This window comes from Sphingopyxis sp. CCNWLW2, from assembly GCF_037095755.1.
Classification (GTDB): domain Bacteria; phylum Pseudomonadota; class Alphaproteobacteria; order Sphingomonadales; family Sphingomonadaceae; genus Sphingopyxis.
Genome location: NZ_JBAWKJ010000001.1, coordinates 887,571 through 900,561 on the forward strand (window position 1 = coordinate 887,571; position 12,991 = coordinate 900,561).

At 66.5% G+C, this 12,991-nt stretch carries 17 protein-coding genes; 14 read left to right on the plus strand and 3 right to left on the minus strand.

The window, feature by feature from the left end:
* Positions 1-139 precede the first annotated feature (139 nt).
* On the plus strand, positions 140-1,351 hold the full coding sequence (locus V8J55_RS04125) for a M23 family metallopeptidase (RefSeq protein WP_336444468.1): 1,212 nt from the start codon (positions 140-142) through the stop codon (positions 1,349-1,351).
* Positions 1,281-1,733, plus strand: a complete 453-nt coding sequence (locus V8J55_RS04130; RefSeq protein ID WP_443030786.1) for a bactofilin family protein — start codon at positions 1,281-1,283, stop codon at positions 1,731-1,733. Before V8J55_RS04125 ends, V8J55_RS04130 begins: the two co-directional genes overlap by 71 nt.
* 33 nt (positions 1,734-1,766) lie before the next feature.
* On the opposite strand, the gene V8J55_RS04135 is transcribed toward V8J55_RS04130, so the two are convergent.
* The 3 genes from V8J55_RS04135 to V8J55_RS04145 all read right to left on the minus strand — a co-directional run bounded on the left by V8J55_RS04135 (position 1,767) and on the right by V8J55_RS04145 (position 5,388).
* The gene (locus V8J55_RS04135) at positions 1,767-3,524 is read right to left on the minus strand and encodes a sensor domain-containing diguanylate cyclase (RefSeq protein ID WP_336444469.1); all 1,758 of its coding nucleotides are present in this window, start codon (positions 3,522-3,524) and stop codon (positions 1,767-1,769) included.
* Between the two features lie 62 nt (positions 3,525-3,586).
* Positions 3,587-3,880: a DUF1905 domain-containing protein gene (locus V8J55_RS04140; RefSeq protein ID WP_336444470.1), complete on the minus strand. Its 294-nt coding sequence runs from the start codon at positions 3,878-3,880 to the stop codon at positions 3,587-3,589.
* Positions 3,880-5,388 (minus strand): YifB family Mg chelatase-like AAA ATPase, encoded by a 1,509-nt coding sequence (locus tag V8J55_RS04145; protein WP_336444471.1) that lies wholly within the window; start codon positions 5,386-5,388, stop codon positions 3,880-3,882. Before V8J55_RS04145 ends, V8J55_RS04140 begins: the two co-directional genes overlap by 1 nt.
* A gap of 162 nt (positions 5,389-5,550) precedes the next feature.
* Here V8J55_RS04145 and V8J55_RS04150 point away from each other — a divergent pair, with 162 nt between their 5' ends.
* The 12 genes from V8J55_RS04150 (at position 5,551) to V8J55_RS04210 (ending at position 12,984) form a co-directional block, all read left to right on the plus strand.
* Positions 5,551-6,240 carry a TetR/AcrR family transcriptional regulator gene (locus tag V8J55_RS04150; RefSeq protein ID WP_336444472.1) on the plus strand — a complete coding sequence of 230 codons (690 nt, stop codon included), beginning with the start codon at positions 5,551-5,553 and terminating at the stop codon, positions 6,238-6,240.
* A 72-nt stretch (positions 6,241-6,312) separates the two neighbouring features.
* On the plus strand, positions 6,313-6,747 hold the full coding sequence (locus V8J55_RS04155) for a VOC family protein (RefSeq protein ID WP_336444473.1): 435 nt from the start codon (positions 6,313-6,315) through the stop codon (positions 6,745-6,747).
* Positions 6,748-6,773: 26 nt separating this feature from the next.
* Positions 6,774-7,187, plus strand: a complete 414-nt coding sequence (locus V8J55_RS04160) for a DoxX family protein (RefSeq protein WP_336444474.1) — start codon at positions 6,774-6,776, stop codon at positions 7,185-7,187.
* Positions 7,184-7,402 carry a DUF4287 domain-containing protein gene (locus V8J55_RS04165; protein WP_037517023.1) on the plus strand — a complete coding sequence of 73 codons (219 nt, stop codon included), beginning with the start codon at positions 7,184-7,186 and terminating at the stop codon, positions 7,400-7,402. The genes V8J55_RS04160 and V8J55_RS04165 overlap by 4 nt, the downstream gene beginning before the upstream one ends.
* Before the next feature lie 31 nt (positions 7,403-7,433).
* Complete coding sequence (locus tag V8J55_RS04170) at positions 7,434-8,402, plus strand: alpha/beta fold hydrolase (RefSeq protein ID WP_336444475.1); 969 nt, start codon at positions 7,434-7,436, stop codon at positions 8,400-8,402.
* Positions 8,403-8,444: 42 nt separating this feature from the next.
* Positions 8,445-9,119, plus strand: a complete 675-nt coding sequence (locus tag V8J55_RS04175; protein ID WP_336444476.1) for a glutathione S-transferase family protein — start codon at positions 8,445-8,447, stop codon at positions 9,117-9,119.
* Between the two features lie 31 nt (positions 9,120-9,150).
* A complete protein-coding gene (locus V8J55_RS04180) occupies positions 9,151-9,825 on the plus strand; it encodes a glutathione S-transferase family protein (RefSeq protein ID WP_037517027.1) in 675 nt (224 codons plus the stop codon).
* A 34-nt stretch (positions 9,826-9,859) separates the two neighbouring features.
* Positions 9,860-10,579 (plus strand): DUF1428 domain-containing protein, encoded by a 720-nt coding sequence (locus tag V8J55_RS21665; RefSeq protein ID WP_443030787.1) that lies wholly within the window; start codon positions 9,860-9,862, stop codon positions 10,577-10,579.
* A gap of 203 nt (positions 10,580-10,782) precedes the next feature.
* The gene (locus V8J55_RS04195; RefSeq protein WP_336444477.1) at positions 10,783-11,421 is read left to right on the plus strand and encodes a glutathione S-transferase family protein; all 639 of its coding nucleotides are present in this window, start codon (positions 10,783-10,785) and stop codon (positions 11,419-11,421) included.
* The gene (locus V8J55_RS04200) at positions 11,418-11,948 is read left to right on the plus strand and encodes a GFA family protein (protein WP_336444478.1); all 531 of its coding nucleotides are present in this window, start codon (positions 11,418-11,420) and stop codon (positions 11,946-11,948) included. The genes V8J55_RS04195 and V8J55_RS04200 overlap by 4 nt, the downstream gene beginning before the upstream one ends.
* On the plus strand, positions 11,945-12,244 hold the full coding sequence (locus tag V8J55_RS04205; protein ID WP_336444479.1) for a DUF6958 family protein: 300 nt from the start codon (positions 11,945-11,947) through the stop codon (positions 12,242-12,244). The genes V8J55_RS04200 and V8J55_RS04205 overlap by 4 nt, the downstream gene beginning before the upstream one ends.
* A 23-nt stretch (positions 12,245-12,267) precedes the next feature.
* On the plus strand, positions 12,268-12,984 hold the full coding sequence (locus V8J55_RS04210; protein ID WP_336444480.1) for a DUF899 family protein: 717 nt from the start codon (positions 12,268-12,270) through the stop codon (positions 12,982-12,984).
* The last annotated feature ends 7 nt before the right edge of the window (positions 12,985-12,991 follow it).

Sequence of the window (12,991 nt, forward strand, 5' to 3'; positions counted from 1 at the left end):
GTTTGACACCGTTCACCGCACGAAAATTTCGACTCGGCCCGAGTCGCCTTCCAAAGATTCGCACCCGTGCAACCGGCCTGATACAGCGCGCATCAATCGGGGCGGAGGGCTCCAATAAAACACAAGATGGGGTCGCCACTTGTCATCGAGAACAACGGGTCTGCGCGATTTGCGCCAGCGTTTTTCTGCGCTGTTTCAGGACCATGAAATCTTCGTCCGCACGCACGGACATGTCCGTTTTCTGCGTGTCAGCGCTGTCTGGCAAAAGCGCGTCGCGCTGATCGCCGCTATCGTGCTGCTCGCATGGGCCGGCGCGACGCTGGCCGTGCTCGTCAACCAGCTGCTAAGCTCGGGCGAGCGCGCCGCGGTCGCGCAGCAGCAGGCCGCTGCCGCCGCGTCCGAAGCGCGCATCGCAAAATATCGCGACAATGTCGCCGAAACCGCCGCCGACCTCGAAGACCGGCAGGAACAGCTTGAGGAATGGTCGAAGGTCCACTTCGGCGTCGAGCCCGCGGCCGTGACGCCCGAAGCCCATGCCGCAGGCGCGGCTCCGGCCGCCGAACAGGCGCCGCTGAAAACCAGCGCGCTGATCGACCCGAACCTGCCGCCCGAAGCACAGGTCCTTGCCCGTCTCGAAGCGCGCCAGGAAGATTTCGCGACGCGTCTGCTCACCGCGGTCAACGAACGCGCCGCGAAGGCCGAAGGCGCCGTCGCCAAGCTCGGCATGAACCCTGCGGCGCTCGTCCGCAACGCCGCGGCCGGCCGCGGTGGTCCGTTCATCCCTTATCGCGGCGGCAAGGGCCGCGCGAGTTCGCTCGGCAAGTCGTTTGCCGCGCTCGAAAGCGCACTGTTCCGCATGGAAGTGCTCGAACGCACGCTCGTTGCCCTCCCCTCGGGCAAGCCCGCCAATGTGCTGATGCTCTCGTCGAGCTACGGTTATCGCAGCGATCCCTTCACCGGCGCCGGTGCGATGCACTCGGGGCTCGATTTCCCCGGCCCGCTCGGCTCGCCGATCCTCGCCGCCGCCCCCGGCCGCGTCGTCTATGTCGGGCAAAAGTCGGGTTACGGCAATGTCGTCGAGGTCGATCACGGTCAGGGCATCCTGACCCGCTACGCCCACTTGTCGGGCTTTACCTCGACCGTTGGCGCGCAGGTTGCCGCGGGGCAGCAGATCGCCAAAATGGGCTCGACCGGCCGTTCGACCGGAAGCCACCTGCATTTCGAAGTCCGTTTGAATGGCGTCGCGGTCAACCCGCGCCGCTTCCTGGAGGCCAAAGCCGATGTTCTCGAAGTCAAAGACGACGCCCGACAGCGAGTCGGTTCCGTCGCTGCCGCCCGTGGTGCCCGCTAAGATGGCGACGGGCGCACGTCACACGACCTTTTCGATCCTCGGATCGGATGTCGTCGTCACCGGCAATGTCGCCGCCAGCGTCGACCTGCACGTCGACGGCAAGATCGAGGGCGACCTGAAATGCGCCAACCTCGTCCAGGGCGAGGCGAGCGAGATCAAGGGTTCGGTGGTCGCCGAAACCGCGAAGATCGCAGGCTTGCTCGACGGCGCGATCGAGGCCAAGACGCTGATCGTCCACGCGACCGCACGGATCACCGGCGACGTGACCTATGAAAACATCACGATCGAAAATGGCGGCAAGGTCGAAGGCAAGCTGAGCCACCGCCGCCACGGCGCCGCCGCGGCCAAGGCGCCGCCGCCGCTCGAAGTCGTCGCCAACTAAGCCGATTCCGATAAGGCCGCGTCCGCGCGGCCCTCAATTCGTTATCGCGACCTCGCGAGCCGACGCGCGTCCCGACATGTCATAGTGCCGCTGGACGACCACCTTGTTGCGCCCGCCACGCTTCGCATCATAGAGCGCTTCGTCGGCGAGCCGGTATAATTGCTGGAAATCGCACGCCGGCCGCACCTCGGCGACGCCGACGCTGGCGGTGACCAGCCGCTCACCGACCGTCTCGCTGTGATCGCACGCGGCGATCCCGCGCCGGATGCTTTCGGCGAAACGGCCGAGGATGATCCCTTCCATCCCGATCGTCAGCAACCCGAATTCCTCGCCGCCGAGCCGGGCAACGGTGCACATCGGCCCCTCCCAGCGCTCGATCCGGTGCGCGATACCGCACAACACCACGTCGCCCGCATCATGCCCGTAGATATCGTTGATCGACTTGAAACGATCGATGTCGACGAGGAGCAGCGCCGCGGGCAGATTGTCCGCGCGCGCGCGTTCGAGCAGCGGCGTGACGCTTTCAACAAAACCGCGGCGATTGGGCAGCCCGGTCAACGGGTCGCGCCGCGCGAGATGCTGCGCCTTCGCCGCGGCGCTGCGCGCATGGTCGCGTTCGATACGCAGATGGCCGAGCCGCCGCGTCGCCGCCGCCGCCAGCCACAGCGCCTGCCAGGTCGCGGCGACCAGCACGAGCAGCTTCGATCCGCCGCCCCATAGGCCGTCCTCTACATCGACGACATGAATGGCGGCGAGCACCGCCATCGGCAGCCCCCATGCGGCGAGGAAATCGCGCGCCTCGACCGAACCGCGCCGCCACGCCCAGCCAACATAGGCCGTTACCGCCAACAGATCGGCGATCACCACCAGCCCCAGAACATCGGCGAGCGCCCCCAGGCTACTGCCCCGGATCAGCGCCAACGGGATGCCGGCGATCCCGACGCCCACGCCGAGGACGAGCGTCGCGGTACGAAGCCATTTTGGCACCCGGCCACGGTCGACCGCGGTCGCCGCGCTGACCGTCGCGAGCGCGATAGCGAGGCAGGACAAAAAGGTGCAAATCTGCGTCGTCACCGTCCCGGCCAATCCCGGCACAAGCGCCAGATGGACCTGCGACCAGAGCGCGCCCCACAGCAGCATCGTGCCCGACCAGGCCGCCTGCCACGCCAGATATTGGCGGCGCACCGCAAAAGCGAGCGACAGGCTGTAGATACAGCTGATGAGCAGCAGCGTGAGCGCCGCACCGATGGCGGCCGCCATGCCCGCCGACTGCATCGCCGCCTCGGCTTTCGGGATGAGCCGCGCGTGGATGAACTGGTGGCCGGACAGGCGATCGAAGCGCATTGTCACCGCGGTCAACGCCGCGCCGCGCTCGGGCGCTTCGAACAATATCTGCCCGCCGGTGCGCCAATGCGATCCATAATCGCCTGCCCGCACCTGCTGCCAGCGCGTCGTGCCGTCGGCGTAGGAAAAGGCGACGGCGAGTCGGTCGAAACGCGACTGATGGACCATCAGCGTCACATCGCCGCGCCGGGCATCGGGCCCCTCAAGCGGCGCACGAAGCCAGAGGCTGCCCTGCTGATAATTCGCGGGCGATCTGCTGCACGAAAAGCGAAGTGCGGACAGGCTGCCGTCGCGCGCCGCGATACCGGTCTCAGCATGGCAAAGGTCGCGATCGAGGTCGAGTGTCACCGCCGCCGCCGGCCCCGCCCACAGCGCGAGCATGAGGACGGCAAAGCCAAGCCCCAGCCGGCCGCACAGGTGCGCCAGAAGATGTCCCGCCGCGATCATCCCTACCCCATCGCATCAATATGTTCGGAAATCTTTACCACCATCGGGAGGATCGCGCGAATCTAAGGCCGGCCGACGCGCATCCGGACCGCGATCCGATCGCCAAGGCCCACGGCTTCGGACCGCTGGACCGCGACCTTGATCGGCAGCAGATAGGTCCCGCCCCGCGGGAAAAGCGAGGTTGCGAACGCCGTTTCCCCGATCGTCGCCACCACGGGCACGACGCCCCAGCCATAGCTCGCGGTCATTGCCGCGTAGCGGACGGCGCCGACATGCTCGCCCGGAACCGGTGCGAAAAGAAAGGGTGCCGGCCCGCGCCATTCGATGATCTCCGCCTCGAAGACAATCTCCTCCATCAGTTCCTCGGTGCCTGCCGCCGATAGCTGAGCGCTTCGGCGATATGGATACGCCCAACAGCGTCGCTGCCCGCCAGATCGGCGATCGTGCGCGCGACGCGCAATATCCGCGTATAGCCGCGCGCCGACAGCCGCATCGCCTCGGCCGCTTGCGCGAGCAGTTTGCGCCCCGCCTCGTCGGGGGTTGCGACGGCTTCGAGCAGCTCGCCGTCGATCTCGGCATTGGTCCGCGCTTTGTGCACCGCATAGCGTGTCGTCTGCGCCGCGCGCGCCGCCGCGACGCGCGCCGCGACCTCGGCGCTGCCCTCGGCGGGCGGCGGCAGCACAAGGTCGGCGGCGCTCACCGCCTGCACCTCGACATGCAGGTCGATGCGGTCGAGCAGCGGCCCCGACAGTTTCGCCTGATAATCGGCGGCGCAGCGCGGCGCACGGCTGCACGCGAGCGCGGGGTCGCCGAGATGGCCGCAGCGGCACGGGTTCATCGCCGCGACGAGCTGGACACGCGCGGGGAAGGTGACATGCGCATTGGTGCGCGCGACGCTGACCTCGCCCGTCTCGAGCGGCTGGCGCAGCGAATCGAGCACGCCGCGCTGGAATTCGGGCAATTCGTCGAGGAACAGTACGCCGAGATGCGCGAGGCTGACCTCGCCCGGCCGCACGCGTAGCCCGCCGCCGACGAGCGCGGGCATCGATGCCGAATGATGCGGGCTGCGGAACGGCCGTGCGCGGACGAGGCGCCCGCCCTCGAGATTCCCGGCGACCGACGCGATCATCGATACTTCGAGCGCCTCGGCGGGGGTAAGGTCGGGCAGGATGCCGGGCATGCACGCCGCCATCAGCGACTTACCCGCGCCTGGCGGCCCCGACATCATCAGATTATGCGCGCCGGCGGCGGCGATTTCGAGCGCGCGCTTAGCGGTCTCCTGCCCCTTGACCTGACGCAGGTCGGCGGAGCGCACCGGCATCTCGACCTCGCCCGGCACCGGCGGCGCGAGCAGCGCATGGCCCTTGAAATGATTGAGCAGCGACAGGAGGTCGGGCGCCCCGATCACTTCGACATTGCCCGCCCACGCCGCCTCGGGTCCCTGCGCCGCGGGGCAGATCAGCCCGAGCCCGGCGCTGCCCGCATGGATCGCGGCGAGCAGCACGCCCGGCGACGCCGCAACCCGCCCGTCGAGCCCGAGTTCGCCGACGACCACATAGGAGGCGAGCGTCTCGGCATCGATGACTCCCATCGCGCCGAGCAGCGCGAGCGCGATCGGCAGGTCGTAATGCGAGCCTTCTTTCGGCAGGTCGGCGGGCGACAGATTGACGGTGATGACCTTGGGCGGAAGCGACAGGCCGATCGCGGCGATCGCGGCGCGGACGCGCTCGCGGCTTTCGCCGACCGCCTTGTCGGGCAGGCCGACGACGACGAAGCGCGGCACGCCGGGGGTGATCTGGCACTGCACCTCGACCCCGCGCGCGTCGATGCCGAGATAGGCAGTGGTTGAAACGACTGCGACCATATTCCCCCCGGAACAGCACCGATGTGCCCCCTTTGTTCCGATGCCCTGTTTAGGCGAAGTGGCGGGAAGGTCGAGTCTTTTCGCAACTTCTCGATCGTTGCGCACATCGCGGATGTTTGCGCCGATTTGACAACATACCAACTAGTCGGTATGTCGATTCGCATGACGACGAATCAGCCCCCTTCTGTCCCCGCAGCCGCCGCCCGCGACGTCCCCCCGGCGGGCGGCGGCACCCCCGGGGCCCGCGCCCCGCGCGGCAGCGCGCGTGCCAGGCTGATCGCCGCGGCGCATGCCACGGTACGCAAGCAGGGCTATGCGGCGACGACGGTCGACCAGATTTGCGCGGCGGCGGGGGTGACCAAGGGCGCCTTCTTTCATCACTTCGCGTCGAAAGAAGAACTGGCGGTCGCGGCGGCCGAGGGCTGGACCGAGCGCGCGCGGCCGATGTTCGAACTGCCGCCGCATGTGAAGCTGGAAGACCCGCTCGACCGCCTGCTCGGCCATATCGATTTCCGCCTGGCGATGCTCGACGGCCCGACCGAGGATTATACCTGCTTCGTCGGCACGATGGTGCAGGAAGCCTATTCGACCAACGACCGCATTCGCGCGGCGTGCGAGGCGAGCATCAACGCCTATTGCCAGGCGCTCGCGCCCGACATTCAGGCGGCGATCGACATTTACGGCGTGCCCGAGGACGTCACCGCGATCGGCCTGGCGCAGCATGTCCAGTCGGTACTGCAGGGCGCCTTCGTCCTGGCGAAAACGACGAACGATCCGGCGATTGCGCGCGGCACCGTCACCCATTTGAAGCGTTATGTCCGGATGCTGTTCGGCGCCGGCGGCACGCCATGATGCGACAGGTAATTGCCGCCGCGCGCCGCGCACGCTGACTTCAACAATCACCACCCCCCAAAGGAGAGAGTAATGCCCCAGATGATTTTCGTGAACCTGCCGGTCACCGACCTCGACAAGTCGAAAGCCTTTTACGAGGCGGTCGGCGCCGCGAACAACCCCGCCTTCACCGACGACACCGCCGCGTGCATGGTGGTCGAAGAGGGGTCGATCCACGTCATGCTGCTGACCCACGCGAAATGGGCGGATTTCACGACCAAGACGATCCCCGACGCGCGCACCCATGCGCAGGTCCTGCTCTGCCTTTCGGCCGACAGCCGCGACGCGGTCGACGGACAGGTCGACAAGGCGGTCAAGGCGGGCGGCAAGGCCGACCCGACCCCGACGCAGGATTTCGGCTTCATGTACGGCCGCAGCTACGAAGATCCCGACGGCCATATCTGGGAAGTGATGTGGATGGACCCGACCGCGATCCCCGCCGGCGAACCCGCCGAAGCCACGGCCTGACAAGCGCATAAGGGAGGAGGAAGAGGATGACCGATACGACCCCCAAGGGCCAGTTGATCGCCGGCCGCGTTTTGAGCGGCCTTGTGATCCTCTTCCTGCTCTTCGACGCCGGGCTCAAGCTGGTGTCGCCCGAAACCGCGATCAAATACAGCCCGCCCGACCTCGGATGGCCGCTCGAAGTCGGCACGATGTATCTGCTCGGCACGCTGCTGCTGATCCCGACGCTGCTCTATATCTGGCCGCGCACCGCGATCCTCGGTGCGATCCTGATCACCGGCTATCTCGGCGGCGCGATCGGCACGCATGTGCGCATCAATAGCCCGCTGTTCAGCCACAGCCTGTTCGGCGTCTATCTGGGCCTGATGCTGTGGGGCGGCCTGTGGCTGCGCGACCCGCGCCTCCGCGCGCTGATCCCGCTCAGGGCAGGAGCGGCGGTATGAGCTTTCAAGCCTATATCGACAATGTCGAAACCAAGACCGGCAAATCGGCCGGCGCACTGAAGGCCATCGCGATCGAAAAAGGCCTCGCCGACGAAAGCGGCCTCGCGCCGGGAATCAAGGCGGGTGCGATCATCGACTGGCTGAAGGCCGATTACGATCTCGGCCACGGCCACGCGATGTCGATCGTCGCCTGGATCAAAGGCAAACGCTCCTAGCCTCCGTCTTTAGAATAAGAGGAATAATCCAATGACAAACCACTCCTCCCGCTGGAGCTTCGTGTCCGTCATCGCGCTGCTCGCCGCCGCGAGTGCCGCCGCAGCCCTGCCCCAGCCGGCGCACGCCGCGCCGCCCGCCGCCGCCGAAACCGCTAAGGCCGCGACACCGGTAACGGTCAAGAATGGCGACGCCGATGTGAACGGCACGCGCATCCATTACCAGCTGCACGGCGATCTCGCGTCGGGCAAAACCCCGCTGCTCGTGCTCCACGGCGCGTTCATGTTCGCCGACGCGATGAAGCCGCTGATCGATCCCCTGTCCGCGACGCGCCCGGTGATCGCGATCGATGCGCGCGGCCATGGCCGCTCGGGCGGGGTCGACGGCAAGCTGAGCTATGACCAAATGGCCGACGACGCCGCCGCGGTGCTCGCAAAGCTGGGGGTGAAGCAGGCCGACGTTCTCGGCTATTCGATGGGCGCGTCGACCGCGATCGCGCTGGCGGTCCGCCACCCCGCACGCGTCGGCAAGCAGGTCGTCCTGTCGGGAACCTCGCGGCTCGACGGCTGGTATCCCGAAGTGCTGGCCGGCATTGCGCAGCTGACCCCGGCGACATTCGCGGGCAGCCCGATCGAAACAGGTTACAAGAGCCTGTCGCCGACGCCCGATAAATTTCCCAAACTGGTCGAGAATATCAAGACGATCGACGCCACGCCCTTCGCCTATTCCGACGAACAGCTTCGCGCGATCCCCGGCAAGACGATGGTGATCATCGGCGACGCCGACGGCGTCAGGCTCGATCACGCGATCCAGTTGTTCAAGCTGCGCGGCGGCGGCGACATCGCCGCGGCGACGCAGGGCTTTATGACCGAAGCGCCGAAGGCGCGGCTCGCGATCCTGCCCGCAACTTCGCACATCGGCATCATGGGCGAGGTGCCCGCAATCGTCGCGATGGTGACGCCCTTTCTCGACGACAAGGCCCCGCCACCGCCCGCGTTCTGACCCCGTTTTCCTCGCCATCGAATGACCGAGAGGAGTTTCATCATGCCCGTCGATCCGAATGCGGCGATCGAAATCACCGGCTATCAATGGGTGCCGCCCTTCGCCGAAGGGCGCATCAAGGACCTGCGCATCCGCTGGGCGCTCGAAGAAGTGGGCCGGCCCTATCGCGAGCGCCTGATCGGCGGAATCTTCGAGGAGAAGCCCCCGGAATATCTGGCGGACCAACCCTTCGGACAGGTTCCGGTGTATAAGGAAGGGGACGTGGTATTGTTCGAATCGGGCGCCATCCTGCTCCACATCGGCGAGCAGGACGAACGCCTGTTGCCGCGCGGCGCGGCGGCGCGTGGGCGCGCCATCAGCTGGATGATCGGCGCGCTGAACAGCGTCGAACCGATGTTGCAGATATTGGTGATTTTGAGCGTCGCGGGAGCGGATCGGGACTGGCAGGAAGCCGCAAAGGACGCGGCGCGACCGTTCGCCGAAAAGCGGCTGGCGCAACTGTCGCGCGCGCTCGGCGATCGCTTATGGCTGGGCGGCAGCTTCACCATCGGCGACCTGGTGATGATCGACGTTCTGCGCGCCGTACCGACGCCCATGCTCGCGGCACATCCCAACCTCGTCGCCTATGTCGAGCGCGGTACACAGCGGCCCGCATTCGAACGGGCGCTCAAGGCTCAGCTCGCCTCTTACGCAAAGCATGCGCCGCAAGCCGCGTGATTTCCGCCACCTGTTCAAAAGGAGAGTCATCATGTCCGTCAACCCGAACGCCAAGCTCGAGATTACCGCCTTCGACTGGGTGCCCGATTTCGCGCGCGGCTATGTCCGCGACCTGCGCCCGCGCTGGGCGTGCGAGGAGATCGGCCTCGACTATGCCGAGCATCTGATCAGCGCGATCAACCGTCCCGCCGACCATTTCCTGTTCCAGCCCTGGGGGCAGGTGCCGGTGCTCAACGACGGCGGCATCCGCCTGTTCGAAAGCGGCGCGATCCTGCTCCACCTCGCCGAAAAGGACGAGCGGCTGATGCCCCGCGACCCGCAGGCGCGCGCCAACACGCTCGCGTGGCTGTTCGCCGCCTATAACAGCGTCGAGCCGATGCTGTTCGAGCTCGGCAATGTCGATATTTTCTCGACCGACGAGGAATGGGCGAAGCTGCGCCGGCCGAGCCTGATCGAATTCATCCAGGGCCGGCTCGGCCGCCTGAACGACGCGATCGGCGACAAGCAATATGTCGCGGGCGAGTTTACCGTCGCCGACATCGCGATGGCGACCGTGCTGCGCGAAGGCGTCGAGGCCGGACTGATCGCCGAGCAACCGCGGCTGCAGGCCTATCTCGACCGCTGCCTCGCGCGGCCAGCATTCCAGCGTGCGATGGACGCACAGCTCGAAGCCTTCAGCGAAGAAGCGGGCCCACCCGCCGCCTGAAGTTCCACTCCCACCCCCCTTAAGGAGAGACAAGATGACCTATGTTGAAGGATTTGTCGTCGCGGTGCCGACCGCGAACAAGGAAGCCTATCGCAAGCACGCCGCCGACGCGGCGCCGCTGTTCAAGGAATTCGGCGTCGCGCGCATGGTCGAATGCTGGGGCGACGACGTGCCCGACGGCAAGGTCAACGACTTCAAGGGCGCCGTGCAGGCGAAGCCCGACGAGACCGTCGTGTTCAGCTGGTTCGAATATCCCGACAAGGCGACGCGCGATGCCGCGAACCAAAAGATGATGAGCGACCCGCGCATGGAGCAAATGGGCGGCGAGATGCCGTTCGACGGCAAGCGGATGATCATCGGCGGTTTCGATTCGATCGTCGACGATCGCGGTGAAGGCCCGACCGGCTACGCCGACGGTTACATCGTGCCCGTTCCCGAGGGCAACAAGGAAGCCTATCGGGCGCTGGCGCAGAAGATGTCGGGCGTCTTCATCGACTATGGCGCAACGCGCGTCGTCGAGGCGTGGGCCGACGATGTCCCCGACGGCAAGGTCACCGACTATGCGCGCGCCGCGCACAAGAAGGACGGCGAGACCGTCGTCTACAGCTGGGTCGAGTGGCCGAGCAAGGAAGCGCGCACCCAAGGCTGGGAAAAGATGATGGCCGACGAGCGGATGAAGGCCAGTTCCGAGAACACGCCGTTCGATGGGCAGCGGATGGTCTATGGCGGCTTCGTGCCGATCGTCGAAGCCTGATCGCGACTGCTCCTCCCTGTGGCGAAGCCGTGGGGAGGGGGACCGCCGCGAAGCGGTGGTGGAGGGGCCGCGACGCTGCGCCATTGGCCCCTCCGTCAGCGCTGCGCCAAAGGCGCAGTTTATCCTGAGCGCCTGCAAGGCAGTCGAAGGGCGCTGCCACCTCCTCATCGCTGCGCGACAGGGAGGATCGAAAGGACAGACCGATGATAAAACTCTACGGAACGCCCCCCACCCGCGCGCTGCGCGCGATGTGGCTCCTGAACGAACTCGACCTCGCGCACGAAATCGTCTCGATCGACCTCGGCGCCGGCGAGCAGCTGACGCCCGAATTTCTGGCGCTCAATCCCGCCGCGAAACTGCCGGTACTGGTCGACGGCGATCTGGTGGTGAGCGAATCGGCGGCTATCCAGCTCTATCTGGCCGATAAATATGGCGACCGCTTTCCCGGCGGCGGGCTGATCCCCGACACGCCCGAAGGCCGCGGCCAAATGTATCGCTGGCTGTTTTTCCTGATGACCGAAATCGAAGCGCCGCTGTGGCGGATTGCGTTGCACAGCTTTCTCTATGCACCCGACGAGCAATCGGCCGAGGAAATTGCGCTGGCGAGGCGCGATTGCAAACGGATGATCGCGATATTCGAACAGCATATGCAAGGGCGCGACTTTGTCGTCGGCGAGCGGGTGACGGTGGCCGATTTCAATGCCGCCTACACGCTCGATTGGGCCAAGCTGGAAGACATGCTGGACGATGCCCCCGCGCTCAGCGCCTATCTGAAGTCGATGTACGCGCGGCCCAGGGCGCCGGTGACCATCGCCAAGGCGATGGCGGAGCTGGAGACATGACGCGCACCGCCTCGTGCCAGTGCGGCGCGGTGCGGCTGGAGCTCAGCGGCGAGCCGATCATGGCGGCGACCTGCTATTGCCATAGCTGCCAGCAAGCGGGCCGTGGCTTCGGCGCGCTTCCGGGTGCGCCGGAAGTCGTCGGCGCCGACGGCGGGACGCCCTATGTGCTGATGCGCAAGGACCGGCTGCAATGGCTGTCGGGATCGGACCAGCTGGAGGAGCATCGGCTGAAACCCGATTCGCCGACGCGGCGGTTCGTCGCGCGCTGCTGCAACGCGCCGATCGCGCTCGAATTCACCAAGGGGCATTGGCTCAGCGTCTATTCGGGCCGCATTCCAGAGGCCGAGCGCCCGGCCGCCGAGATGCGGACGATCGTCGGCGACCGGCCCGACGGGGTCGAGCTGCCCGACGACATCCCCAATTACCGAACGCCGTCAGGCAAGTTCATGTGGCGGCTGCTGACCGCATGGGCCGCGATGGGCTTTCGCGCCCCGCCGATCGAAGCGACGAAGGGATATGCACGATGAGCAAGACCGTCGAACGCACCGAGATGCGCAGCATAACCAGCCCCGATTTCACGATGCAGGTCGACAAGGCGAAATATGACGCGATGCGCGATGCGCTGATCGCGGCAGTCCCGAAGGACAAACCCGGGCTGACGGTCGCCGAGGTCAAGGAACGCGTGCTGCCCTTGCTCCCCGAGAATCTGTTCCCCGGCGGCGCTAAGGCGGGCTGGTGGCTGAAGGGCGTTCAGCTCGATCTTGAGGCGCGTGGGCTGATCGCGCGCGAAAATGTGAAGCCGCTGCGGCTGCACCGGCTATAAGCACCCAAATAAGGAAGCAGGCCATGCAACATCTGTCCTTCCCGAACGAGAGCACCGCCTATCGCGCCGCGCGCGCCGAGCTGCTCGCCGACGAGATCGCGCTGCGCCGCCAGATCGAGGCGGTCGCCGCCAAGCGCCGCGCGCTGCCGCCGGGCGGGGCGGTGCCCGAGGATTATAGCTTCGAACGCATCGGCGCATATCAGCGTCCCGAGCGGGTGAAGCTGTCCGAACTGTTCGCGGGCAAGCCGAGCATCATCCTGCAAAGCTTCATGTTCGGGGCCGAGCGCGACAAGCCGTGCAACGGCTGCACCCATATGCTCGACGCGATCGACGGTAGCGCGCGTCATGTCGGACAGCGTGCGCCCTTTTACGTTGTCGCCAAGTCGCCGATCGCGCGGCTCGAGGCCTGGGCGAAGGAGCGGCGCTGGCCGCACCTCATCTTTCTGTCGGACGTCGATGGCCGCTATTCGGCCGATTATTTCGGCGACACGTCGAAACTGACCGGCGCCAAGCGCGCCGAGCATGGCGTGAAACCCGGCGAGGATTGGGACGAGACGATCTTCAACGTCTTCCGCAAGGACGGCGACAGCATCCGCCACGTCTGGGCGAGCGAGATGGCCTATGCGCCCGGGGATCCCGGCCAGCACCACCGCGCGGGCGACCTCGTCGATCCGCTCTGGGGCCTGCTCGACATGACGCCCGAGGGGCGCGGCGACTGGTTTCCCAGCCTGACCTATTGAGACCGAG

Coding starts and splice junctions, on each gene's coding strand:
- V8J55_RS04130 (WP_443030786.1), top strand. CDS start 1,281: ATGTTCTCGAAGTCAAAGACGACGCCCGACAGCGAGTCGGTTCCGTCG.
- V8J55_RS04135 (WP_336444469.1), bottom strand. CDS start 3,524: ATGATCGCGGCGGGACATCTTCTGGCGCACCTGTGCGGCCGGCTGGGG.
- V8J55_RS04140 (WP_336444470.1), bottom strand. CDS start 3,880: ATGGAGGAGATTGTCTTCGAGGCGGAGATCATCGAATGGCGCGGGCCG.
- V8J55_RS04145 (WP_336444471.1), bottom strand. CDS start 5,388: ATGGTCGCAGTCGTTTCAACCACTGCCTATCTCGGCATCGACGCGCGC.
- V8J55_RS04150 (WP_336444472.1), top strand. CDS start 5,551: ATGACGACGAATCAGCCCCCTTCTGTCCCCGCAGCCGCCGCCCGCGAC.
- V8J55_RS04155 (WP_336444473.1), top strand. CDS start 6,313: ATGCCCCAGATGATTTTCGTGAACCTGCCGGTCACCGACCTCGACAAG.
- V8J55_RS04160 (WP_336444474.1), top strand. CDS start 6,774: ATGACCGATACGACCCCCAAGGGCCAGTTGATCGCCGGCCGCGTTTTG.
- V8J55_RS04165 (WP_037517023.1), top strand. CDS start 7,184: ATGAGCTTTCAAGCCTATATCGACAATGTCGAAACCAAGACCGGCAAA.
- V8J55_RS04170 (WP_336444475.1), top strand. CDS start 7,434: ATGACAAACCACTCCTCCCGCTGGAGCTTCGTGTCCGTCATCGCGCTG.
- V8J55_RS04175 (WP_336444476.1), top strand. CDS start 8,445: ATGCCCGTCGATCCGAATGCGGCGATCGAAATCACCGGCTATCAATGG.
- V8J55_RS04180 (WP_037517027.1), top strand. CDS start 9,151: ATGTCCGTCAACCCGAACGCCAAGCTCGAGATTACCGCCTTCGACTGG.
- V8J55_RS21665 (WP_443030787.1), top strand. CDS start 9,860: ATGACCTATGTTGAAGGATTTGTCGTCGCGGTGCCGACCGCGAACAAG.
- V8J55_RS04195 (WP_336444477.1), top strand. CDS start 10,783: ATGATAAAACTCTACGGAACGCCCCCCACCCGCGCGCTGCGCGCGATG.
- V8J55_RS04200 (WP_336444478.1), top strand. CDS start 11,418: ATGACGCGCACCGCCTCGTGCCAGTGCGGCGCGGTGCGGCTGGAGCTC.
- V8J55_RS04205 (WP_336444479.1), top strand. CDS start 11,945: ATGAGCAAGACCGTCGAACGCACCGAGATGCGCAGCATAACCAGCCCC.
- V8J55_RS04210 (WP_336444480.1), top strand. CDS start 12,268: ATGCAACATCTGTCCTTCCCGAACGAGAGCACCGCCTATCGCGCCGCG.